The organism is Wenjunlia tyrosinilytica, assembly GCF_014646055.1.
Classification (GTDB): Bacteria; Actinomycetota; Actinomycetes; order Streptomycetales; family Streptomycetaceae; genus Wenjunlia; species Wenjunlia tyrosinilytica.
In genome coordinates this window covers 71770-95081 of the sequence record NZ_BMMS01000026.1, presented here as the reverse complement: position 1 = coordinate 95081, position 23312 = coordinate 71770, and the positions used below count along the sequence as shown (strand labels likewise).

Genomic DNA, 23312 nt, shown 5'->3' with positions numbered 1-23312 from the left:
CTCAAGGTACCCGCAGCCCCGGCCGGCGCCTCCGGGCTGCACCCGACCCCTCAAGTCACGATGGGGTAACGGTCGTTACCGACTCCTTGTCAGACTTCACAGAACTGACGTGATATCAAACAGCAGTCGTAGCTCGGCCATCCGTCTGATCCAGACCCGCACGCCGCACGACCTCGCACCACCTCCAGCCTTGGTCCGGTCTCGCCTCCCGCGGCTTCGCCCGCACGTCAGCGCTCCCGTTCCACGTGCCGACGGGCGCACTCCCGCGTCCGCCGCACGGCCCCGCACCGCAGGCCAACACGCGCCGCCGACCGGTGGCCGTCACCAGGAGGACTCGATGACGAAGCCCCGCATCCTGAAGCCCACGGCCGCAGTGACCGTGCTCCTCGCGCTCGCCTCGCTGGCGGGGTGCTCGTCGGGATCCGACAGCGACGGCGGCTCCGGCTCGGGCGGAGTGAAGATCGCCTTCCTGATGCCCGACATCGCCTCGACCCGGTACGAACTCTTCGACAAGCCGCTGTTCGAGGCGAGGCTCAAGGCCCTGTGCTCCGGCTGCTCGGTCGTCTACGCCAACGCGAAGGCGGACCCCGCCACCCAGCAGGAGCAGGCCAGTTCAGCACTGGCCCAGGGCGTCAAGGCACTGGTCATCGACCCGGTCGACTCCGAGGCCGCCGCGAGCATCGTCTCCAGCGCTCGTTCCCAGCGGGTGCCCGTCATCGCCTACGACCGCCCCATCCCCAAGGCGAAGGCCGACTACTACGTGTCGTTCGACAACGAGCAGATCGGCGCCCTCATCGCCAAGTCCCTGGTGGACCACCTCAAGCGGACGAAGGCCAAGGGCGGCCTGCTCGAGGTGAACGGCTCCCCCACCGACGCCGCCGCGGGGCTGATCAAGAAGGGCATCCACAGCGCCATCGACTCCAGCGGCCGCGAACTGCTGGCGGAGTACGACACCCCCGGCTGGGACCCCACGAAGGCGCAGAACTGGGTCAGCGGGAAGATCACGCAGTTCAAGGGCCGGATCGCGGGCGTCGCCGCCGCGAACGACGGTACGGCGGGCGGAGCCGTCGCGGCGTTCAAGGCGGCCGGGATGAACCGCGTGCCGCCCGTGACCGGCAATGACTCCGAACTCGCCGCCGCCCAGCGCATCGTGGCCGGAGACCAGTACAACACCATCTCCAAGCCCATCAAGACCGTTGCCGAGGCCACCGCCGAGATCGCCTACCGGTTCGCCCGGGGCAAGCACCCGGCGGGCAGGACCACGCTCTTCGACACCCCTTCCCAGCTCTTCGTCCCGACCGTCGTCACCATCGACAACCTCGCCGACGCCCTGATCAAGAACGGCCCCCTGAAGGTGTCGCAGATCTGCACCTCGGCCTACGCCGCCGCCTGCGCCAAGGCCGGCATCAAGTAGCCGCTCCCCCAGGGCCTCAGCAGGGCGGCTCCATTGCCGGGGCCGGCTTCGGCCACCACCCCAGTGAGGTACACGCATGGCAGCAACGGCGGCAGCCGAAGCGGAGGACAGCCCCGTGGGTGTCCTGTCCCTGCGCGGCATCCAGAAGAACTTCGGCGCGGTGGCGGCGCTCACCGACATCGACCTCGACGTGGCGGCGGGCGAGGTCGTCGCGATCGTCGGGGACAACGGGGCCGGCAAGTCGACGCTGGTCAAGGTCCTGTCGGGAGTCCACCCGCCCGACGCGGGAGCCATCACCTTCCGGGGAGAGGAGGTCACCCTCCCGACCCCGGCCGCCGCGCAGAGGCTCGGCATCGCCACCGTCCACCAGGACCTGGCGCTGTGCGAGAACCTCAATGTCATCGAAAACCTCTTCCTCGGCAGGGAGTTGCGCCCCTTACGGCTCAACGAGGTGGAAATGGAGACCCGTTCCTGGGAACTGCTGCGGCTGCTCTCGGCGAGGCTCCCCTCGCTGCGCATCCCCGTCGCCTCCCTGTCGGGCGGGCAGCGGCAGACGATCGCCATCGCCCGCTCGCTGCTGGGCGGTCCCAGGATCATCGTCCTCGACGAGCCGACGGCGGCGCTCGGCGTGGCGCAGACGGCCGAGGTCCTCGACCTCATCGAGCGGCTCCGCGAACGCGGCCTCGGCGTGATCATGGTCAGTCACAACATGGCCGATGTGCGGGCGGTCGCGGACCGCGTGGCAGTCCTCAGACTCGGCCGCAACAACGGTGTATTCGACCTGGACACCGTCTCGGCCGAGGGCATCGTCGCGGCCATCACGGGTGCCAGGGACAACGCGGTGGCTCGCCGGGCGAGCCGGGTCGGCCCCCAGTCCCCCGTCGAGCGAGAGATGTGAGCCGGATGAACCACACCACCACCGACCTCGGCGGACCCGCGGCCCTGGACGCACAGGACAAGACGCCCGGCGCGGGCTCGGGAGTGCGCGCGGCCGTCCGGCGGTTCCTCGACCGCGTCCGCTCCGGCGACCTGGGGGCGCTGCCCGTGGTCGCGGGCCTGGCCGTCATCTGGACCGTGCTCCAGGCCGCGAACCCGATCTTCCTGTCCAGCGCCAACCTGAGCAACCTCGCCATGGAGTGCGTACCCGTCGGGGTCATCGCCCTGGGTGTGGTGTGTGTGCTCCTGGTCGGGCAGATAGACCTGTCCGTGGGCTCGGTGAGCGGACTGTCCGCCGCCTCCATGGCGGTCCTGTTCGTCAACAAGGGCTGGCCGTGCGCCCTCGCCGTCCTCGCCTCCCTGGCCGCAGGAGCGGCGATCGGCTGGTTCTACGGGCAGGCGTTCAACCGGCTGGGCGTGCCGACGTTCGTCATCACCCTGGCCGGCCTCCTGGGCTTCCTGGGCATCCAACTCGGTGTGCTGGACGCCCGGGGCTCGATCAATGTGCCCTTCGACTCGGCCCTGGTGCGCTTCGCGCAGGTGGACTTCGTGCCCGACTGGCTCTCGTACCTCCTCGCCCTGACCGCCGCGGCGGGCTACTTCGCCGGAGGCTACTTCCTCTCCCGCGAGCGCGCGCGGGCCGAACTGCCCTCCCGATCACCGCGCACGCTCGCCGTCCGGGCCCTCGCTCTGCTGGCGCTGCTGGAGTTCGCCGCCTGGTACCTCAACCGCGGCAGGGGCATCGGCTGGATGTCCGTCTTCTTCGTCGCACTCGTCGTCACCGCCAACTACTCGCTGACACGCACGAAGTGGGGCCGCGCGCTGTACGCGGTGGGCGGGAACGCGGAAGCGGCCCGTCGCGCCGGTATCAATGTCGACCGCGTCCACACTTGCGCCCTCGTCGCCTGCACCACCCTGGCCGCCCTGGGCGGTGTCCTGGCCGCGGCACGCCTCGCCTCGGCGAACCAGAGCAGCGGAGGGGGCGATGTCAACCTCAACGCCATCGCCGCGGCCGTGATCGGTGGGACGAGCCTGTTCGGAGGCCGGGGATCGGCCTTCTCGGCGCTCCTGGGCATCATGGTGATCCAGTCGATCTCCAGCGGGCTGACCCTGCTGAGCCTCAACTCCTCCTTCCGCTTCTCCGTCACCGGCGCCGTCCTCCTCCTGGCCGTCGCCCTCGACTCCGTCTCCCGCCGCTCCCGCACCTCCCACGGTCGCGCGTAAGCGAACGTCGTCACGCTGTGTGATGGCGATCGACCCGGGGTCGCGGGGGAGATCGGGACAGCGGTACGTCGGCCACACGGCGGTCAATTCGATGGAAAGTACGCAGAGCGCCCTTAAGGCCCATTCGGTCGTCGCTGCCCGCGCGAACCTCAAGGGAGCCTCAAGCTGCGATTCCTCCGCAAAATCGCCTTCCGCGGCCATGCCGGACGGCACATGTGCCCGCGCTTCCTCCCGACCGGTCGGCCGGTCATAACAACTGAAGCACATCCCCCTCTCCCCTCTGCCCGATCCGGCGAACGCCCTCTAGAGTCACGGCCAGTCACCGCGCCACCGGATCGAAAAGTCGGCCCCATAAACGCGGTTCAGCGCCTCGCCAGAGGAAAGGACCGATCGTGCGTAACCGTTCCCTGATCGCCATCACCGCCGCGCTCGCCGCGGGAGCCCTCACGCTCACCGCGTGCGGCTCCCGCGACAACGGCAAGGACAAGGGCTCCTCCGACGGGGGGTCCACCGTTGTCACCATCGGCTTCGACGCACCCCTGACCGGTGACCTGTCCGCTCTGGGTATCGGCATGAAGAACTCGGTCGACCTCGCCGTGAAGCAGGCCAACAAGAACAAGGAGGTGCCGGGCGTCACGTTCAAGGTCAAGCCCCTCGACGACCAGGCCCAGCCCTCCTCCGGCCAGCAGAACGCCACCCAGCTCGTGGCCGACAAGAGCGTCATCGGCGTCGTCGGCCCGCTGAACTCCTCCGTGGCGCAGTCCATGCAGAAGGTCTTCGACACCGCTCACCTGGTCGAGGTGTCGATCAACACCAACCCCGCCCTGACCCAGGGCGAGAAGTGGGACTCGGGCACCAAGGAGCGGCCGTTCAAGTCGTACTTCCGCACCGCGACCACGGACGCCGTCCAGGGCCCGTTCGCCGCCCAGTACCTCTACAACACCGCCAAGAAGAAGAAGGTCTTCGTCATCGACGACAAGAAGACCTACGGCGCGGGCCTGGCCGGCACCTTCACCAAGGAGTTCACCAAGCTCGGCGGCAAGGTCGCCGGCACCGAGCATGTGAACCCCGACGCCAAGGACTTCGGCGCGGTCGTGACCAAGGTCAAGAGCTCCGGCGCGGACGTCGTCTACTACGGCGGTGAGTTCCCCGTCGCCGGTCCCCTGAGCGCCCAGCTCAAGAAGGCCGGGGCCAAGATCCCGCTGGTGGGCGGTGACGCGATCTACAGCGCCGAGTTCACCAAGCTGGCCGGCAAGAGCGCCGAGGGCGACCTCGCCACCTCCGTCGGCGCTCCCGTCGAGCAGCTCCCGTCGGCCAAGTCCTTCATAGACAACTACAAGGCCGCCGGTTACAAGGAGGCCTACGAGGCCTACGGCGGTTTCTCCTACGACTCCGCGTGGGCGATCATCCAGGCGGTCAAGGCCGTGGTGAAGGACGGCAAGCTGCCCTCCGACGCCCGCGCCAAGGTCACCGAGGCCATGCAGAGCGTGTCCTTCGACGGAGTCACCGGCAAGGTCTCCTTCGACGAGTACGGCGACGCCACCAACAAGCAGCTGACCGTCTACAAGGTCACCGGCGGCGCCTGGAAGCCGGAGACGTCGGGCACCTTCGAGGGCTGATCAAGCCCGTAGCACCGCCTCAGCACCGAGGGGGCGCCGGTCACCGGCGCCCCCTCGGTGTCAGCCGATCCTCACCGTCCTGGACCCCGTGTCCTCGCTGATGTCGCCCGTGCGCACGGTCACGGACACCTTCCAGTCCCCGGCCATGGGGATCCGGAAGTCCTCCGCCGCCCAGTAGCCGCCCACGTTCCTCACCTTCACCGGCAAGGGCCCCAGACCCCGCCCGGGGAGGCTGAGCTCGACCTTCAGCTCGGTCACACTCGCGATCCCGCCGTCGGGCCCGAAGGCGACCGCGTTGAGCGAGTTGGTGCCCGTGGTGCCGGGCTCCAAGTCGATCTGGACCTTCCCCTTGCCCAGTCCCCCCGACGCTCCGGTGTCGAACGGGATGCTGACGGAGGCCACCCCCGGCCCCTTCGGGACGGCCGAGGAGTTCGCTGCCGTCCGCGCCGGGGCATCACCGCGCCCCGGCGAGGTGCCGGTGAGCACCGTGGTGACGGCCAGGACGAGCACGGCGACAGCGGCCTCGGCGCAGACGGAGCGGCGCAGGTCACGGCACCCGCCGTCGCCTCCGCCCCGGCCGTCGGCGCGCGCCGCGAGGGCCGCGACACGGCGGCGGATGAGTACGGCCGTCGATCCCGCCCCGTTGGCGGCCGCGGTCGCCCGCTCCTCCTCCGGCGACGGCACCTCGGCCACTGCCCCACCACGCAGCCGCGTCACCCAGCGGCGGGAGAACCAGGCCGCGACGAGCATGCCCACCACACCGCCCACCTTGACGAGCAGGAGCCTGCCGTACGGCGTGGAGACCAGGGCGTCCCACGAGCCGACCTCCCGCCAGGACTGGTAGACACCGGTGGCCACGAGCACCGTCACCGCGCAGAACGCCAGCCGGGAGAAGCGGACCACCGCGGCCTCGACGCCCTCCCCCTCGGGCTCACGGAACAGGGTGACGAGCAGCGCCGCCAGACCGCCGAGCCACACCGCCATCGCCACCAGGTGGACCACCGCCATGGGCACCGCCACGATCACCTGCGGCCCGGCCGAGGGGTGCTCGGCCAGGGCCCAGGTGCCCGCCAGCACGATCGCGAGCGACGAGGCTGCCGCGATCAGGCCGATGCGCCGCTTGGGGCTCAGGGGTTCACCGGCCGGCTGAGTCAGTGGTCCCCACAGCGCGGCCGTCACGGCGACGAGCACCAGGCGGACCCACAACGCCACCCCCGGATCGGTGGCGAGAGTGTGCCGGAGCGCCGCAAGCTCCACGGCCTGGCCCAGCCCCTCCCCCGATTCGTACGGCGCTCGAAGGACCAGTTGCGCGAGGGCGGACAGCAGGAGCGCGGACCAGCTGACGGCCAGCAGCCGCCCGAGCGGGCGAAGGCCGACGCCTCGCGGCCTGCACACCAGGACGAAGGCCGCGGCGCCGATCACGAGCGCGTAGCCGGTGTAGGCGGCAAAGCGGGCAGCACCGAACAGCATGCCTGCCGCCCCGCCCCCCGGAGACTCGTTGGGCAGCACGGCCTTGGAACCGGAGGGCTTGCCGATGGAGAAGACGAACGCTCCGGAGACCGGGTGGCTGTCGGCGGACACCGCCTTCCACGACACCGTGAACGTCCCGTCGGGCAGGCCGGCCGGCAGGCTCACCCGGACGGTGGCGCCGTCCCCTCCGACACGTCCGACCTTGCCCGTGTCCACCCGCCTGCCGTCCGGCGCGAAGACGCGGATCGCCCGGTCCGAGACGGTCACCGCCTCGGTGAAGGTGAGCGCCACCTCCTTGGGAACGGCCTTGAGCACCGTGTCCTGCCCGGGGGTGACGCTCTTCAACCGGGCATGCGCGAGCGCCGAGCCCGCTCCGCCGAGGACGAGCCCCACCGCGCAGACGAGGAGAACCATCAGGCTCAGCAGCGTGCGCCGACGGCGGCCACGTCGTGGCGTAGCGGTGGACATGCGGTGCCTCCCCAGGCCGTTCGATCGCCGCGGCCGCGATGGTTGCGGGCACGGCGAAGCCGACAGTCGGCTCCCCCCGCCGTTTCCCCGGGCACACCCTGCCGTACACGGCGCCATCGCTCACGGTCGGGAGTACGTCTCGCGAGCCCGCATCATTCACGGCCGTGCGAATCACCGGCGGGCGAAGAGGTGACGCGGCGCCTGGAAGGCCGGTGGTCAGCTCTGCGCGTCGTCGCCGAGGTGGCCGCCGAGGAAGGCCTCGATGCGCTGCCAGGCGTCCGCCGCCGACTCCGGGTGCGGGCCGATGCCCATCACCTTCATCAGGGGACGCAGGACCAGGGGGCCGACCGGAGCGTCGTTGAGGAACGAGTGCCCGGCCCGCGGGTACTCCTTGACGTCGCGTGGAACGCCGACCCGCTCCAGGGCGGCGTCCACCTTGGCGGCGGCGCCCCGCAGGACGGGGTCACGGCCGCCGTAACTGCCCACGACCGGGCACGCGCCGGACAGGGCGGCGTCCAGATCCTTCGGAGGCACCCCGTAGTTGGTGGAGACCGCGTCGAATCCACGCGCGGCCACGACGATGGCGAACGCGCCGCCCATGCAGAAGCCGACGGCTCCGACCTTGCCGGTGCAGTCGTCGTGACGGATCAGCCACTGACGGGCGGACTCGATGTCAGCGTAGGCACGGCCGCGCCCCGAGAGCGCGGCCCTCGTGGTGGCGAGCAGGCAGCGAAGGGCCCCTCCGTCGCTGAACAGGTTCGGCAGCAGGGTGAGGTACCCGGCCCTCGCCAGGCGCCAGCACATGCGCTCCATGACCTCGTCCACGCCGAACGACTCGTGCAGGACGACCACCCCCGGCCAGGGGCCGCTGCCGTCGGGCCGGGCGAGGTAGCCATGGAGCCGGGACGAGCCGCCCCGAGCCGTGCTCAGTGCGGAGAGGTCGACACGCTGCATGGGCTTTCCCCTCGTCCGACGGCACATCGGCCTCGCGGCGCCGCGGGGCCGATGTGCCGTGAAGCCGATGTGCCATGAAGTGGTGCATGAAGAAGTGGTGCATGAAGTGGTGGTCGCAGGGACGAGGATGCCACGCCGGTCAGGAATGCGGCTTCCGACCGGCTGGAGCACCGGCTGGAGCACCGGCTCTACGCGAACACGCCGTTGATCCAGCTCCGCCAGGAGTCCTCGATCCGCTTGCCGTCGGCGCCGGGGGCGAAGTCGTGCACGCTGACGCCGACCGGGGCACCGAAGTGGTTCCTGCCGAACAGGCGGTACATGGCGTCGTCCGTGCGCAGCCCGATGAAGTACGCGTTGCGGTAGTCGACGACGGCGTCGACCGTCTCGCCGCCGGGCACCCGCACCCGCACCGTGGCCCCCTGCGCGGCGTCGTCCGGCAGGCCGAGCCCTCGGCTCACCGTCTCGAGCGCGCCCGGAGCGTTGGAGGCGTCGGGACCGTCCAGGGTCGCGAAGGCGACGGGCCGCCCCGAGAAGTACCGCAGGTACTGGCCCAGGGTGTGGAGGTAGAAGTCGGTGTGCTTGTCGGCACCGTCGTACTGGTTGTCCCAGTCGTCGACGAGGATGCCGCTGTGCACGTAGCGCACCCAGGAGCCACCGCCCTCGCGGGCCTCGATGACGTGCTCGAGCTGGTTGAGGGTCTGCTGGGAGATGCCTTCCGCGTCCTCGACGCGGGCGGTCATCCGGTGCGGGGGGTCCCAGACGGTGACGGTGCCGCCGAAGGGCGCGGCGCCGCCCTCCTTCGGCTCGTACTCCATGGGCCACAGCCAGCCGCCCGTGCCGGTGGTGATCGCGTCCCAGACCTGCTCAGGGCTCGCGTCGACCTCGAATTCACGGACGATCTCGAATTCCTTCGACATGATGACTCCTCAAGTTGTTCGGGTGGCCGGACTTCAGGCGGCCGGCGGTTCAAGTGACCGGGTTTCGGGCGGTCGGCGGTTCAGGTGGGCGGCTCGTCAGGCGCCGGGGTTTCGGGTGGGCGGGGTTTCAGGTGGGCGGCTCGGGTGCTTCCAGCGCACCGTCCGCGGCTGGGGCGCCACCGGCCTTCTCGGCGCTGTCCGCCTTGACGGTGGGGTGCAGTGCCACGACGATCCGGTGGTCCCGGCCGCCCTCGGCGTGCTCGTCGTGGTAGCGGGCGATCAGCGCGCCGACGCCCTGGGTCAGCTCCTCGACGAACGCGGCCCGGTCGGCGGCGGAGGCGAAGCGCACCTCGCCGTCGAGCGCGTAGGTCGCGAGCCGCTTGCGGGCCCTGGCCGCTCCGGTGATCAGGGTGCCGACATCGCGCACCAGCCGAGCGGCGACCGCGAGCAGCCAGCGCGCGGAGAGCTGGTCGCGGAAGCGGTCCGGGTCGGGCTGCACGGCGGCCAGGGCGAGCGGGGAGATGACGTACGAGGCCGCGGTGGCCCGCATCATCCGCTCGGTGACATTGCCTTTCCTGCGCTCGTCGGCCAGCTCTACCAGGCCGTGCCGCTCCAGCGCCTTGAGGTGGTAGTTCACCTTCTGCCGGGGCAGCCCGACACGGCCGGCGAGCATGGTCGCCGAGGCGGGGCCCGCGGCGAGCTCGGCGAGCAGCCGGGCCCGCACGGGGTCCAGTGAGACGGCTGCCGCCGCCGAGTCCTCGATCACGGTCACGTCCAACATGGCTCCACACTCTCACCGAAAACTTTTTTTGTCCAGACTCATTTGATTGTCGGTCGGCAGTGACGCGTCGCGCGGGACGGGACGTACAGGGGCTTCGGTGTCGGCCCGGGCGCAGATCAGGGGCTCAGCGGGGGCTCATGGCGCTCATCGAGCGCGCCGAGGCTGCGGATACGAGGGATCCGAAGGACACGAGGGACCCGGAGGACACGACGGATACAACGGATACGACGGCGCGCGTTCAGTCGCTCCGGCCGCTCATCCGTTCGGCCAGTCAGCCGCCCAGGGCCCGCTCGGCCCAGATCGTCTTGCCCCGCGCGTCGTACCGGGTGCCCCAGCTCTGCGTCATCTGGGTGACGAGGTAGAGGCCGCGCCCGCCCTCGTCGGTCTCCTGCGCCCTGCGTACATGCGGCGAGGTGCTGCTGCCGTCGGAGACCTCGCAGATGAGGGTCCGGTCACGGATCAGCCGCAGGGTGATCGGCGCCCCGCCGTAGCGGATGGCGTTGGTCACCAGCTCACTGACGACCAGCTCCATGATGAACGCCTCCTCCCCCAGCCCCCAGCGCTCCATCTGCTCCGTCGTCAGGGCCCTGGCCCGGGAGACCACTTCCACGTCCACCTCGATGTCCCAGGTGACATGGCTCTGCGACGGGAGTCCCTGGGTCCGCGCCACCAGCAGCGCCATGTCGTCCTGCTGGTGCCCGCGCGCCAGCTCCCGGACCACGGCCTCGCACACTCCGTCCGGACCGGCGCTCGCGGGCGTCCGGGAGAGCGTCTCCCGCAGCCGCTCGAGTCCCGCGTCGATGCCCTGCTCGCGCGACTCGACCAGCCCGTCGGTGTACAGCACCAAGGTGTCGCCGTCCGCGAGTTCGATCCGGCCCGATTCGAAGACAACTCCGCCCAGTCCCAGCGGAGGGCCGCCGGGCAGGTCGACGAAGTCGACCTTGCCGTCCGCCGACAGCACTGCGGGCGGCGGGTGGCCCGCCCGTGCCATGACGCATGTGCGCGAGACCGGGTCGTAGACGGCGTAGATGCAGGTCGCCCCGGCGGCCTCACCGGCCTCGAGCCCTTCGTCGCCGCGCTCGTCGAGGAAGCGGTTCATCTGGTCGTCCAGATGGGTCAGCAGTTCGTCGGGCGGCAGGTCGAGGTCGGCCAGGGTGCGCACGGCGGTCCGCAGGCGGCCCATCGTCACCGCGGACTGCAGGTCGTGGCCCACCACGTCGCCCACCACCAGCGCCACGCGCGCGCCCGACAGGGGGATCACATCGAACCAGTCCCCGCCCAGGCCCGAGTGCCCGCTCGCCGGCAGGTACCGCCACGCGGCGTCCACCGCCGAGGGCGAGGGCAGCCGCTGGGGCAGGAGGCTGCGTTGCAGGGCCAGCGCCGTGGTGCGCTCCCGGCTGTACCGGCTCGCGTTGTCGACGCACACCGCCGCGCGGGCCACGAACTCCTGGGCCAGCAGCACATCGTCGACCTCGAACCGCCGGGGGTTGCGGAAGCGGATGAACACCGCCGTGCCCAGCGCGGTGCCGCGGGCGAACATCGGCACCAGCAGCCAGGAGTGGACCGCGAGATCGCGGCCCAGCGCTTCCCGCGCCGGGTCGATCACGGCGAGCGCGGTCCGCAGTTCGTCCCCGCTCATCAGCACCGGCTCGCCGTGCGCCAGCGCCTCGGTGAACGGCGAGCCCGGCAGCGTCGCGAAGGCGTCGACCTCCCCCAGCGCCACCGCTCCGAGTTCGCTCGCGTCCACGTACTCACTCTCGCCCTCGCGCACGCTGCGGTGGGCGGCGCGGCGCATCACCATGGCCTCGGGCCGCTGGCCGCTCACCGGCTCCTGGCCGCTGAAGACGGAGTCCAGCAGGTTCACGTACGCGAAGTCGGCGAAGTGCGGCACGACGACGTCGGCGAGCTCCCAGGCGGTCCGCGACAGGTCGAGCGTGCTGCCGATCCGTGTGCTGGCGTCGTTGACGAGCGCCAGCCGTTCCCGCAACCGCGCCCGTTGGGTCACATCGGCCACCGCGTGGGCCAGCGCGATCACCCTTCCGGAGCGGTCCCTGAGCGGAAGGATGGACTCGGACCACACGTACTCGCGCGGCGGCCCACCGGGCAGGCCAGGGGTGACGACCTCCGTGTCGATCAGGGCCTCGCCGCTTTCGAGGACCTGCCGCTGCCGGGCCTCGAAGGCGTCCATGTCCAGCAGACCCGGCGGAGCGACCTCGCGCATCGTGCGCCCGGAGAAGACGGCCGCGCGGAAGGCCTCCCCGTCCCGCCAGGAGCCGTTGCGCGCGATGAAACGCAGCCGGGTGTCGAAGACGTCGATCCGGAACGGGGAATCGGTGAAGAGTCCTTGCAGGAGTGCGCGCCCGAACTCATAGGTCCGTATCACGTGCATGTCCGCGGCCTGGAGCATCCATTGGCGCTCCCCCGACTCCGACACCAGCGGGCGCGCCCACACCTCGACCTCGACCGGCTCCCCGCGGTACCGCAGTGCCACCGGTCCGAGCCTGACGGAGCCCTGGGTGTCGCACCGGCGCGCCAGCTCCTCGGCGTCCTCGGGACGGTCGAGAAGGCCGGCGGCCGACCGACCGAGGATCTCCTGCGCGGGACAGCCCAGCATGCGCGCGGCCCCGGGGCTCCAGCCGATGACCACACCGCGCGCGTCCAGGAGTGCTTCGGCCTGGCCCCCGGGCTCGGGAAGCTCGCCGAAGTCGCCCTGGAAGCTGAGGTCGCGCATCCGGTCACTCCTGCGTCTCACCTGGCAGTGCTGGAGTCCCTACAATTTGGGCCTAAAATGTGAAATTAGCATACTGTTCACACGGACCGTGGCGGACCCGTCGGAGGGCCGCGTCGGACCGAAGCGCATTCCGCCTTGATCACGGAAACCGCCGGGGCCCCGTGGGTTGCGCCCTCCGAGGCATAGACTCCACCCCTTGAGGCGTACGAGCGACAGGCGTGACCGTTGTGAGCGACCGGACACCGGCCATCCGGCCGAAGGCTGCGGCAGGGCGGCTCACCGTGCGCGAGGTGCTGGACCTGGACGTGGTGGCCCCGTGGGGGGCCGAGGTCGTGGCCGGAGCGGCCGGCCTGGACCGGCCGGTGCGGTGGCTCCATGTGGCCGAGGCCGCCGATGTCGGGGTGATGCTGACCGGTGGGGAGATCGTGCTCACCACCGGGATCCTGCTGGCCGGCGACGAGCGGGCCCAGATCGAATACGTCGAGTCGATGCAGCGGGCCGACGTGGCGGCGATGGTGCTGGGCCTCGGCCGGGCCTTTCGGACCACCCCGGAGCCGATGCGCCGGGCCGCCGAGCGGTGCGGGGTGCCGATGATCGTCCTGCACCGTCCGGCGCCGTTCGCCCGTCTCACGGAGGAAGTGCACTCCCGGCTCGTCCATGGACGGTTCGCCGCGCTGAACCTCTCCGAGCGGATCCGGTCCTCGCTGACCGCGCTGAACCTCTCCGGGGCCACGCTCCAGCAGCTGCTCGACGAGATCGCCTCGTACAGCGGCTGCCCGGCGGTCGTGGTCAATCTGGCGCAGCGCGTGCTCGCCTCGGCCGGTGACAAGGAGTCGCTGAGCGAGCTGCTGCGCGACTGGGACCGGGTCTCCCGGCAGGCGGCGGAGCCGGCGGGGAACGGGCAGGTCACCGTGGGACCGGACGGCTGGGTGGTGGCGGCGCTGGAGGCGCGCGGCCGGCAGTGGGGCCGCCTGGTGCTCTTCGGCTACCACGGCTCGGAGGAGTTCGGCCTGGTGCTGGGGGCGCGCGCGGCCGAGGCCCTGGCCATGCACCGCCTGCTCGGCGACCGTGACCGCGGCTGGGAGGACCAGGCGGCGGAGTCGCTCCTGCTCGACCTGGCGTCCGACTCGGCCCGTCCGGAGCAGTTGCTCACCCGGGTGCGGGCCGCGGGGCTGCCGGTGAACCGGCGCACCTTCGTCCCCCTGGTGGTCAGGCCGCTCGACAGCGACCCCGGAGAGGGTGCCCGTCGCGGCACGGCGGCCCCCGCCGCAGGACCCGCTCGGGACGACATGCCGGAGCTGATCACCCGTGTGCTGGCGGACCACCCCACGGTGGTGGGTCTGGTGGCGCGGATCGGGGCGAACGGGACGGCGGTGCTGCTGAGCATCCCGCACGACCAGGACGCCGACGCCGCCGTGGAGCGGGTCGCGGAGCAGGTGCACGAAGAACTCGCGGCCCGCGGCCGCACGGCGGTGGTCGGCGCGGGCTTCGGCTGCTCGGTGCTGGACGAGGTACGGCGTTCCTTCGTCGAGGCGGTGCATGTCGCCGACGCCGCGGTGGCCAGCCCTCCGGCGGCCCCGGTGGCGCGGCTGCGCGATGTACGGCTGCGCGGGCTGCTGCGCCTGCTGCGCGACGAGCCCGAGCTCCAGGCGTTCATCGAACGGGAGCTGGGTCCGCTGCTGCAGAACCGGTCGCTGCTGGGTGTCCTGCGGACCTATCTCGAGACCGGCCGCAACAAGTCACTGGCGGCCCATGTCCACCATGTCAGCCGGCCCGCGTTCTACCGGCGGCTGCAGAGCATCGAGTCCCTGCTGGGCATCGATCTGGACGACTGGGAACAGCTGACGTCGCTCTATGTCGCCCTGCTGGCCCATGAGGCGCAGCGAGCCGCGGGCCCCGGACACGACCGGTGAGGCCGGTCGGCCGGGTGCCCGCGGACCGCGCTGCGGGGATGCGGTCAGGGCTCAGGCCGTCGCGTCACCGGCGAGGGCCGGGGCGGCCGGCTCCGGGACCGAGTCGGCGCGGGTGTCCGGAACGAAGCGGGTCAGCGCCACGTAGAGGACGAGCGCGGCCCCGAGGCCGATGGCCCAGCCGTAGTCCGCGAGGGGCTTGAGGAAGGGGATCAGGCCGTCCTGGGGGAACGGGCCCGTGCCGGGCGCCGAGTGCGAGCCGCCGACGGCGAGGATGCCGCCGACCGCGAAGGCCGCGAGGGCGCGCCAGTTCCAGCCGCCGTCGTACCAGTAGCGGCCGCCCGCCCTGTAGAGGTCGGCCAGGTCGAGGTGCGTGCGCCGGATGACCCAGTAGTCGGCGATGAGGATGCCCGCGACCGTGCCGAGCAGGCCGCCGACGGTGCCCAGCCAGGTGAAGATGTACGCCTCGGGGCTGGCCAGCAGCTTCCACGGGAAGATCACGACGCCGATGCCCGCGGTGATCAGCGCGCCGGTGCGGAAGGTGATCCTGCGCGGAGCCATATTGGACAGGTCGAACGCCGGTGAGACGACATTGGCCGCGATGTTCACCGACAGGGTGGCCACCAGGACGGTCACCAGGGCGAAGAGCACACCGGCCCAGTTGTCCAGCTTGGCGGCGAGCGCCACCGGGTCCCAGATGGCCTTGCCGTAGACGGCCTGGGAGCCGGAGGTGACCAGGACCGACAGCAGGGCGAAGGCGGTCATGGTGGTCGGCAGGCCGAGCGACTGACCCCAGAACTGCGCCCGCTGGTTGGCGCCGTAGCGGGTGAAGTCGGGGATGTTCAGCGACAGGGTGGACCAGAAGCCGATCATGCCCATCAGGGAGGGGAAGAACACCTTCCAGAAGTCGGCTCCCCAGCCGAGCTGGGACGGCTGGTCCAGCAGCGTGCCGAACCCTCCGGCCTTGCTGCTCATCCAGATCAGCAGGGCGATGGCGCCGACGATGACGAACGGCGCGGCCCAGTTCTCGAAGCGGCGCAGCGTCTCCATGCCGCGCACGATGATCGCGATCTGGAGCACCCAGAAGAGGGCGAACGACAGCCACTGCGTCCAGGGGTAGCCGCCGAACTGCCCGGCGCCCGACCACCAGTCGCCGAACAGCTTTCCGGCGAGGAGGAAGATGCCGGAGCCGCCGATCCAGGTCTGGATGCCGAACCACGCGCAGGCGACGGCCGCGCGGACCAGGGCGGGGAGGTTGGCGCCGCGGATGCCGAAGGAGGCGCGGGCGAAGACCGGGAAGGGGATGCCGTACTTCGGTCCGGCGTGGCCGGTCAGCAGCATGGGAACCAGGACGACGACGTTGGCCAGGGCAATGGTGAAGACGGCCTGTTTCCAGTCCATGCCGAGGGCGACGAGGCTGGAGGCCAGCGTCCAGGAGGCGATGTTGTGGGCCATGCCGACCCAGAGGGCGGCGAAGTTGTACGTGGTCCAGCGGCGGTTGGCGACGGGGACCGGGAGAAGGTCCTCGTTGGCGTAGGGGCCGGTGGGGGCGGCCGCGTCGGCGGGGAGTTCGACGCGGCCGTCCGAGTCGGTTCTCTGGACGGGCGGTGGCACGGTTGCTGTCATGGCGGCAGCCCCTTCGTTCGAGGCGGGGACGTGGGTCGTTGCTGGCCGTGCGGAATGGGGATGGGGCAATCGCGGGTGGGTGGTGCGTTCAGGTGTCCGGCGCCGGGTGCTGGGGCGCCGGGTGCTGGGGCGCCGGGTGCTGGGGAGTTGCGGGAGGGGGCGTGCGGATGTCAGGCGTTGACGGCGGGGATGACGGTGCTGCCGTAGGCGTCGATGGTCGACTCCTTGGCGTCGTGCATGTCGTAGAGCGCGAACTGGTCGACGCCGAGGTCGCGCAGCCTGGACAGCTTCTCGATGTGGGCCTGCGCCGGGCCGATCAGGCAGAAGCGGTCCACGATCTCGTCGGGAACGAAGGCGGTGTCGGGATTGCCGGAGCGGCCGTGGTGGGCGTAGTCGTAGCCCTGCCTGGCCTTGATGTAGTCGGTGAGCTCCTCCGGGACGGCGTCGGAGCTCTCGCCGTACTTGGAGACGAGGTCGGCCACGTGGTTGCCGACCATTCCGCCGAACCAGCGGCACTGCTCCCTCGCGTGCGCCAGCGCTTCCGGGGAGTCGTCCTCGGTGACATAGGCGGGAGCGGCGACGCAGATGGTGACCTCGGACGGGTCGCGGCCCGCCTCGACGGCGGCGTCCTTGACGGTTTTGACCATCCATTCGGTCAGATACAGGTCGGCGAGCTGAAGAATGAAGCCGTCGGCCTTCGCGCCGGTCATCGCCAGCGCCTTGGGGCCGTAGGCGGCCATCCAGACCGGCAGGCTCCCGTCCTTGATCCAAGGGATGCGGATCCTGCTCTCGCCGAGGTCGGCCTCGCGGCCCTCGGCCAGGTCGCGGATGACCTCCATCGCCTGCTGGATCCGCGCCAGGGTGTTGGGCTTGCGGCCGGCCACGCGCATCGCGGAGTCACCGCGCCCGATGCCGCACACCGTGCGGTTGCCGAACATGTCGTTCAGCGTCGCGAAGGTGGATGCGGTGACCTCCCAGGTCCGCGTGCCCGGATTGGTCACCATCGGACCGACGATCAACCGCTCGGTCCGCGCCAGGATCTGGCTGTAGATGACAAACGGCTCCTGCCACAGCACGGCCGAGTCGAAGGTCCACCCATAGGTGAAGCCCCGGTCCTCGGCACGCTTCATCAGTTCCACCACACGCGAGGCGGGCGGGTCCGTCTGCAGGACTAGTCCGAAGTCCATAGCGCTGCTCCCTGGGAGAGGTCTAGACGAGGTACTGGCAGGTCTGGCGGGTCTGGTAGCGGCCGTGTCCGGCCCTTCCCAGGTAGCGGTCGTCGTCGACGACCACGGTGCCCCGCGACAGCACCGTCCGTGCCTTGCCCCGCACCTGCCTTCCCTCGTACGCCGAGTAGTCGACGTTCATGTGGTGGGTCGAGGCCGAGATCGTCTGTTCCGCGTCGGGGTCGTAGATGACGATGTCGGCGTCCGAGCCCGGAGCGATGGTGCCCTTGCGCGGGTAGAGCCCGAACATCCGCGCCGGTGAGGCGGCGGCGATCTCTATCCAGCGGCGGCGGGAGATATGGCCGTCGACGACCGCCTGGTGGAGCAGGTCCATACGGTTCTCGACGCCGGGAAGGCCATTGGGGATCTTGGAGAAGTCGCCGCGGCCGAGTTCCTTCTGGCCGGAGAAGCAGAAGGGGCAGTGGTCGGTGGAGACCACCTGGAGGTCGTTGGTGCGCAGCCCCTTCCACAGCTCGGCCTGGTGCTCCTTGGGGCGCAGCGGGGTGGAGCAGACGTATTTGGCGCCTTCGAAGTCGGGCTCGGCGAGGTTGTCGGTGGACAGGAACAGGTACTGCGGGCAGGTCTCGCCGAAGACATTCAGCCCCATGTCGCGGGCGGCGGCGAGTTCGGCGACCGCCTGCTGGGCCGAGACATGGACGACGTAGAGCGGGGAACCCGCGACCCGGGCGAGCTGGATGGCGCGGTGGGTGGCCTCGGCCTCGAGCAGTTCCCGCCGTACTTCCCCGTGATAGCGCGGATCGGTCTTCCCCGCGGCCAGCGCCTGCCCGACGAGGACGTCGATGGCGATGCCGTTCTCGGCGTGCATCATCACCAGGCCGCCGTTGTCGGCCCCGCGCTGCATGGCGCGCAGGATCTTGCCGTCGTCGCTGTAGAAGACCCCGGGATACGCCATGAACAGCTTGAACGAGGTCACCCCCTCGTCAACGAGGAGGTCCATCTCCTTGAGGCTGTTCTCATTGACGTCGGCGAGGATCATGTGGAAGGCGTAGTCGATCGCGCAGTTGCCCGCCGCCTTCGCGTGCCAGGCGTCCAGTCCCTCGCGCAGTGCGCCTCCCATGGACTGGACAGCGAAGTCGACGACCGTTGTCGTACCTCCCCACGCGGCGGCCCGGGTGCCGGTCTCGAAGGTGTCGGAGGCGAAGGTGCCGCCGAAAGGCAGCTCCATGTGCGTGTGGGCGTCGACCCCGCCCGGGATGACGTACTTCCCCCCGGCGTCGATGACCGTGTCCGCCGTCCAGCCCTCGGCGACGGCGCTGCCCGCGGCCGCGAGGGCGACGACCTGCTCGCCGTCGATCAGAACATCCGCGTGGACCTCGTCAGCGGCGGTGATCACCAGGCCGCCGCGGATCAGGGTACGGCTCACTGGGAAGACCTCTTTCTCGGATTGCTCTTCCTGCCGGGCTGCTGGGACTTTTTCCTGTCGGGCCTTGTTCCTGTCGGGCCTTGTTCCTGTCGGGCCGCGGTGTTCCTGTCAGGCCTCGGTGAGCGGGCCGTAGGCGTCCGGGCGCCGGTCCCGGTAGAACGCCCACTGCTGCCGGACCTCCTCGATCTTCGCGAAGTCGAGGTCGCGGACGACCAGTTCCTCCTCCGTGTCGGAGGCGACATCCCCCACGAACTGGCCGCGCGGGTCGACGAAGTAGGAGGTGCCGTAGAAGTCGTTGTCCCCGTACTCCTCCACGCCCACGCGGTTGATCGCGGCCACGAAGTACTCGTTCGCCACCGCCGCCGCGGGCTGCTCGAGCTGCCACAGGTACGCCGACAGGCCCCGGCTCGTCGCCGAGGGGTTGTAGACGATCTCCGCGCCGGCCAGCCCCAGCGCCCGCCAGCCCTCGGGGAAGTGGCGGTCGTAGCAGATGTAGACCCCGACCTTGCCGACCGCGGTGTCGAACACCGGCCAGCCCAGGTTGCCCGGCTTGAAGTAGTACTTCTCCCAGAACCCCTTGACCTGCGGGATGTGGTGCTTGCGGTACTTGCCGAGGAAAGAGCCGTCCGCGTCGATCACCGCGGCGGTGTTGTAGTAGAAGCCCGCCTTCTCGATCTCGTACACCGGCACCACGATCACCATGCCGAGTTCCTTGGCGAGCTCCCGCATCCGCACGACCGTCGGGCCGTCCGGCACCGGCTCCGCCCACTGGTAGTGCTCGGCCTCCTGCACCTGGCAGAAGTACGGGGCGTTGAAGACCTCCTGGAAACCGATGATCTTCGCGCCCCGAGCGGCCGCCTCTCGGGCGTAGCTCTCGTGCAGCTTGATCATCGACTCCTTGTCGCCCGTCCACTTGGTCTGGACGAGCGCTGCGCGCACCACTCGGCTCATCGGTCTTCCTCCCGATTCACGGCAAGGGCAGGCCCAGGGATGAACTCTGCCTGCTGACCGATGACGTTAGGAGTTCGGCGGCACGAGGTGTAGTGCCACGCTGTAACGCGATGGGGCCCGGCACGTTCCGCCGCGTCACCTGCGAGGACGGTGTTCCGCCGATTGTCAGGAGCGGTGATGCGGGCGGTGAATTCGCGGTTTCTTCTCGGGCCGTCCCGTTGAGCGGATGTATCCCGGCGCGGCCGGCCTCACGGCTGTCCCACGGCACCGCACGGCTACAGCACCGCACGGCACCGCACGGCACGCGCGGCGCTCCCCCGCGAGGCGGCGGGCACGCGGCCGGCGACCGCGTCGGCCATGACGCCGCTGGGGCAAAGGGGCTCCGCGCACGACTCAGTCATGCGGTGCCGGGGCTGGGCGCGTCGCGCACGACTCAGTCGTGCGACATCGGGGCTGGGCGCGCGCACGACTCAGTCGTGCGACGTCGCGTCGCACCCTCCTGGATCCCCAGCAGCCGCGGCAGTCCCTCGTGATCGGAGCCGACCTTGCGGTAGATGTCCGACAGCAGCCGGGTCACCGCCGGGTCCGGCGCACCCAGCGCTTCGGCGATGCGGGCGTTCGACCAGCCATGAGCCGCCCATTCGGCAACGGTCCGCTCCCGCGCCGTCAGCGACTCCGTCGTCGCGGTGCGCAGTTGGACCGGCCACAGGCCCGCCGCGTCCAACTCCTCACGGGCCCTCGCCGCGAGGGCATCGGCCCCGCACTGCGCGGCGCCTTCCAGCCCGCGGTGAAGCTGCTCGGCGGCGTCCTGCGGCAGCCCCGCACGACGCAGAGCCACACCGTGGTCGACCAGCGCACACGCCAGGTCGTACCCGGCAGGGGAGCGCTCGAGGTGCTCGACGGCCTCGGCCAGCAGGGTGAGCCGCTGCCCGCCGCGGGTCACCGACGCCATGGCACACAACGCCTGTCCGATCGCGGACCGGGTACCGAACCGGCGGGCCCTGTCCACGCCTTCTCGGGCGAGCTCCAGGGCCCGTTCCGGGTCGGACTCCTCCAGCGAGCGGGCGAGGTGGAGCTGCCAGGGGCACCAGGCGGGGTTGCGCATACCGCGAGGTTCGAGCCGCTCACCGACCCGGACGAGCTGCTGTTCGGCCTCCTGCCGCTTGCCGAGGGCCAGCAGGAGCTCACTGTGGACGGTCTGCGAGTCCGGGTACACCACGGCGCTGGGCACGACCTGGCCATAGCTGTAGGTGGTGGCCAGCGCCTGGGCGTCGTCGGTGCGGCCGCGGGCGAGCAGGATCTCGATGAGGATGCCGATGGCGAAGTACTGGGCGGGCACCTGGTGCCCCACCCTGTCCGCGATCCGCAGTCCGCCGCGGACCAGGGCCTCGGCCTCGCCGAGGCGTCCTCGGCGACAGCGGATATAGCCCAGGAGCGTGTAGCCGAACGAGAGATGGGCCCCTCGCCAGCCCTTGCCCTCGCACTCCGCGATTCCCCTGTTGAACAGCCCCTCCGCCCGTCCGGGCTGGTCGCAGTACATGAAGGTGAGCGCCACCAGGACCGGGACCTCGAATCCCCACCGCTCGTCGGTCCACGTCAGGCCCTCGCCGAGTGCTTCCTCCGCGTAGTGGAGCGCGGTGGCCGCCGGCTCACCGCGCACCATCGCGTCCCAGGCGCGCAGCCCCAGGATGTACCGCTCCGCGGTGCCCCGGCCGGTGAGGTGATCGGCGAGCCGGGCCAGCCGCCGTGAGCGGGCGGGCGAGTCCTGTTCGTCGGCGCGGAAGGCGTTCCACATGAACTGCTCCGCCTGCATGCGCAGCCGGGTCCTGGTGTCCGTGGCCCCGCGGGCGGCTTCGGCAACCGTCGCGGCGGCCTCCGCCATCCGGTCCGAGTGGCCGAGAGCCTGTGCCAGCCGGTAGACGATCGCCTCGCGCAGGGCCGGGTCGAGGACCGGCTCCTCCAGTGCCGCCCGCAGGTGATTGACCGTGGTCGCCGGTTCGGTCAGCAGGGCGGAGCAGCCGAGTTCGAACAGGACGTCGGCCCGCTCCTCCAGGGCGGGTGGCTCGCGCAGCGCCCGGGCGAGGCAGCGGCGGGCGGCCTCGGGGGCACCTGCCCTGAGGTATTCGCGGGCGGCTTCGCGCAGCTGCCGCACGGCCCAGGGGTCGCTCTCGGGATGCATCTCCAGCAGGTGCCGGGCAGCGGTGGTGGCCCCCAGGCCCGCGTTCGAGACGACCGCCGCGGCCTGGCCGTGCATGGCGACGCGGAACGCCGCGGGAATCGCCCGGTAGACGGCGGTGGCGACCAGCGGATGGAAGAACTCCAGACGGTCGTCCTCGGGAGCCTCCGGCGCGGCGTCGGCGAGTATGCGGGCCTCGCGCAGCCGGGCCACGGCGTCGGCGGACTCGGCCTCGCCCAGTCCGCCCACGCTCGCGGCCAGGCTGCGGGAGGCCTCGGCGCCCAGCACGGCGGCGCTCCAGGCGAACCGGACCGCGGAGGTGCCGAGCCGCTCCAGCCGCTCGACGAGCCCGCCGCCCTTGACCGCGGAGGCGAGGTCCCGCAGTTCGGGAATGTGCACGGCCTGCGGCTTCAGCCCATGGTCCGCGATCTTGGCGGCGAGTTCGACGATTTCGAAGGGATTGCCTCCGGTGACCGCCCAGGTCTCACGGCAGAAGGCCTCGTCGGCCTCCTCACCGAGGGCGTCCCTGACGATGCGGGTGACCGCGCTCGGAGTGAGCGGCACGAGGTTGAACGGACGCGATCCATGGCGTTCGGCGAGCTTGGCGAACGGTAGCGCGTCGGGGGGCAGTTCGTCGGAGCGGTAGGCCACGACCAGCAATATGGGCAGTTCGGTCACCCGCGGCGCGAAGCCGGTGAGCCACGCCAGCGACTCGGCGTCAGCCCAGTGGGCGTCGTCCAGCATCACCACCAGCGGCGCCTGCTGCACGGCGAAGCGGGTGGCGATCCAGTCCAGGCCGTCCCGCACACCCTGGGGATCGGGGGAGGCCTCGCTGCCGCCCGCCACCAGGCCCACCGCGGGGGCGACGATGTCGTACCAACTGCCCAGTATCTTGCGGTGACCCTCCTCGGTACCCGACGCCAGTACGGGCTGGACGAGCTGGCGTACGACATGGAACGCCACGCCCTGCTCCTGCTCTCCGCCCCGAGCGAAAAGCACCGTGCAGCCGCGCGCCACGGCCCTTCTGCGAACCTCGGTGAGGAGGGTCGTCTTGCCGAGTCCGGCCGGCCCGGCGAAGGCCACCAAGCCGCCCGCGCAGGGGGTCGCCGAGCCCGTGGACGAGGCGCTCAGCTCCGTCAGCATCGCGTCCAGTGCGGCGAGTTCCGCGTCTCGTTCCAACAGCGGTCGGCGCGGCCGCCCCTGCCGGTCTCCCGTGTAGGCCACATCCGCCCCTTCGGCTGTGCGTCGATCCGAGTACGCGAAGCGTACGCCTGCGGCGACGGTCCGTAGTCCTTTGCGGAGGTGTTGCCCGTGAAAGCGCGTGGTTCTGGTAGTACCGGCGACCGCGGCGGCCCTCTCCCCCGCGCCCTCCCCAGGGGGCGCGCACGCGGTAGTGCACGCCGGTTCTTCACGCCATAAAACACCCGCCTGGCACAGTCGTTCGCGCGATGCGGCGCCTAGCCTCGTGGGCCATCGAGAACGCGCCACACCCGCTCCGCCCTGCCGGGGGACGCGCGACGACGCC

General features: G+C 70.9%; 15 protein-coding genes. 5 read left to right on the top strand and 10 right to left on the bottom strand.

The window, feature by feature from the left end:
* Window positions 1-337: 337 nt before the first annotated feature.
* The 4 genes from IEY86_RS26430 to IEY86_RS26415 all read left to right on the top strand — a co-directional run bounded on the left by IEY86_RS26430 (window position 338) and on the right by IEY86_RS26415 (window position 5193).
* Window positions 338-1414, top strand: a complete 1077-nt coding sequence (locus tag IEY86_RS26430; RefSeq protein WP_189134365.1) for an ABC transporter substrate-binding protein — start codon at window positions 338-340, stop codon at window positions 1412-1414.
* Between the two features lie 76 nt (window positions 1415-1490).
* A complete protein-coding gene (locus tag IEY86_RS26425) occupies window positions 1491-2312 on the top strand; it encodes an ATP-binding cassette domain-containing protein (RefSeq protein ID WP_189134364.1) in 822 nt (273 codons plus the stop codon).
* Window positions 2313-2317: 5 nt separating this feature from the next.
* On the top strand, window positions 2318-3574 hold the full coding sequence (locus IEY86_RS26420; RefSeq protein ID WP_189134363.1) for a sugar ABC transporter permease: 1257 nt from the start codon (window positions 2318-2320) through the stop codon (window positions 3572-3574).
* 392 nt (window positions 3575-3966) lie between these two features.
* Window positions 3967-5193, top strand: coding sequence for a branched-chain amino acid ABC transporter substrate-binding protein (locus IEY86_RS26415; RefSeq protein ID WP_189134362.1), 1227 nt, complete (start codon window positions 3967-3969; stop codon window positions 5191-5193).
* A gap of 60 nt (window positions 5194-5253) precedes the next feature.
* Here the strand turns inward: IEY86_RS26415 and IEY86_RS26410 are convergent, their stop codons facing one another.
* The 5 genes from IEY86_RS26410 to IEY86_RS26390 all read right to left on the bottom strand — a co-directional run bounded on the left by IEY86_RS26410 (window position 5254) and on the right by IEY86_RS26390 (window position 12514).
* Complete coding sequence (locus tag IEY86_RS26410; RefSeq protein WP_229698772.1) at window positions 5254-7131, bottom strand: copper resistance CopC/CopD family protein; 1878 nt, start codon at window positions 7129-7131, stop codon at window positions 5254-5256.
* Window positions 7132-7347: 216 nt separating this feature from the next.
* Window positions 7348-8085, bottom strand: coding sequence for a dienelactone hydrolase family protein (locus tag IEY86_RS26405; RefSeq protein WP_189134360.1), 738 nt, complete (start codon window positions 8083-8085; stop codon window positions 7348-7350).
* A 188-nt stretch (window positions 8086-8273) separates the two neighbouring features.
* Window positions 8274-9002: an SRPBCC family protein gene (locus IEY86_RS26400; RefSeq protein WP_189134359.1), complete on the bottom strand. Its 729-nt coding sequence runs from the start codon at window positions 9000-9002 to the stop codon at window positions 8274-8276.
* 127 nt (window positions 9003-9129) lie between these two features.
* On the bottom strand, window positions 9130-9783 hold the full coding sequence (locus IEY86_RS26395; RefSeq protein ID WP_189134358.1) for an ArsR/SmtB family transcription factor: 654 nt from the start codon (window positions 9781-9783) through the stop codon (window positions 9130-9132).
* A 271-nt stretch (window positions 9784-10054) separates the two neighbouring features.
* Window positions 10055-12514, bottom strand: a complete 2460-nt coding sequence (locus IEY86_RS26390) for a SpoIIE family protein phosphatase (protein ID WP_189134357.1) — start codon at window positions 12512-12514, stop codon at window positions 10055-10057.
* Between the two features lie 218 nt (window positions 12515-12732).
* Between IEY86_RS26390 and IEY86_RS26385 the strand changes: the two genes are divergently transcribed.
* Window positions 12733-14427 (top strand): PucR family transcriptional regulator, encoded by a 1695-nt coding sequence (locus IEY86_RS26385; protein ID WP_229698771.1) that lies wholly within the window; start codon window positions 12733-12735, stop codon window positions 14425-14427.
* Between the two features lie 51 nt (window positions 14428-14478).
* On the opposite strand, the gene IEY86_RS26380 is transcribed toward IEY86_RS26385, so the two are convergent.
* The 5 genes from IEY86_RS26380 to IEY86_RS26360 all read right to left on the bottom strand — a co-directional run bounded on the left by IEY86_RS26380 (window position 14479) and on the right by IEY86_RS26360 (window position 23011).
* The gene (locus IEY86_RS26380; protein WP_189134356.1) at window positions 14479-16050 is read right to left on the bottom strand and encodes an NCS1 family nucleobase:cation symporter-1; all 1572 of its coding nucleotides are present in this window, start codon (window positions 16048-16050) and stop codon (window positions 14479-14481) included.
* Window positions 16051-16220: 170 nt separating this feature from the next.
* Entirely contained in the window at window positions 16221-17237 is a 1017-nt protein-coding gene (locus IEY86_RS26375; RefSeq protein WP_189134355.1) for a TIGR03842 family LLM class F420-dependent oxidoreductase, read from the bottom strand.
* A 22-nt stretch (window positions 17238-17259) separates the two neighbouring features.
* On the bottom strand, window positions 17260-18660 hold the full coding sequence (gene hydA, locus IEY86_RS26370) for a dihydropyrimidinase (RefSeq protein ID WP_189134354.1): 1401 nt from the start codon (window positions 18658-18660) through the stop codon (window positions 17260-17262).
* 108 nt (window positions 18661-18768) lie between these two features.
* Window positions 18769-19611 carry a nitrilase-related carbon-nitrogen hydrolase gene (locus IEY86_RS26365; protein ID WP_189134353.1) on the bottom strand — a complete coding sequence of 281 codons (843 nt, stop codon included), beginning with the start codon at window positions 19609-19611 and terminating at the stop codon, window positions 18769-18771.
* 433 nt (window positions 19612-20044) lie between these two features.
* Window positions 20045-23011 carry an ATP-binding protein gene (locus IEY86_RS26360; protein WP_189134352.1) on the bottom strand — a complete coding sequence of 989 codons (2967 nt, stop codon included), beginning with the start codon at window positions 23009-23011 and terminating at the stop codon, window positions 20045-20047.
* Between the last annotated feature and the right edge of the window lie 301 nt (window positions 23012-23312).

Bases quoted from the DNA above. Each gene is read 5' to 3' on its own strand.
- IEY86_RS26430 (WP_189134365.1), top strand. From the start codon at position 338: ATGACGAAGCCCCGCATCCTGAAGCCCACGGCCGCAGTGACCGTGCTC.
- IEY86_RS26425 (WP_189134364.1), top strand. From the start codon at position 1,491: ATGGCAGCAACGGCGGCAGCCGAAGCGGAGGACAGCCCCGTGGGTGTC.
- IEY86_RS26420 (WP_189134363.1), top strand. From the start codon at position 2,318: ATGAACCACACCACCACCGACCTCGGCGGACCCGCGGCCCTGGACGCA.
- IEY86_RS26410 (WP_229698772.1), bottom strand. From the start codon at position 7,131: ATGTCCACCGCTACGCCACGACGTGGCCGCCGTCGGCGCACGCTGCTG.
- IEY86_RS26405 (WP_189134360.1), bottom strand. From the start codon at position 8,085: ATGCAGCGTGTCGACCTCTCCGCACTGAGCACGGCTCGGGGCGGCTCG.
- IEY86_RS26400 (WP_189134359.1), bottom strand. From the start codon at position 9,002: ATGTCGAAGGAATTCGAGATCGTCCGTGAATTCGAGGTCGACGCGAGC.
- IEY86_RS26395 (WP_189134358.1), bottom strand. From the start codon at position 9,783: ATGTTGGACGTGACCGTGATCGAGGACTCGGCGGCGGCAGCCGTCTCA.
- IEY86_RS26390 (WP_189134357.1), bottom strand. From the start codon at position 12,514: ATGCGCGACCTCAGCTTCCAGGGCGACTTCGGCGAGCTTCCCGAGCCC.
- IEY86_RS26380 (WP_189134356.1), bottom strand. From the start codon at position 16,050: ATGACAGCAACCGTGCCACCGCCCGTCCAGAGAACCGACTCGGACGGC.
- IEY86_RS26375 (WP_189134355.1), bottom strand. From the start codon at position 17,237: ATGGACTTCGGACTAGTCCTGCAGACGGACCCGCCCGCCTCGCGTGTG.
- IEY86_RS26365 (WP_189134353.1), bottom strand. From the start codon at position 19,611: ATGAGCCGAGTGGTGCGCGCAGCGCTCGTCCAGACCAAGTGGACGGGC.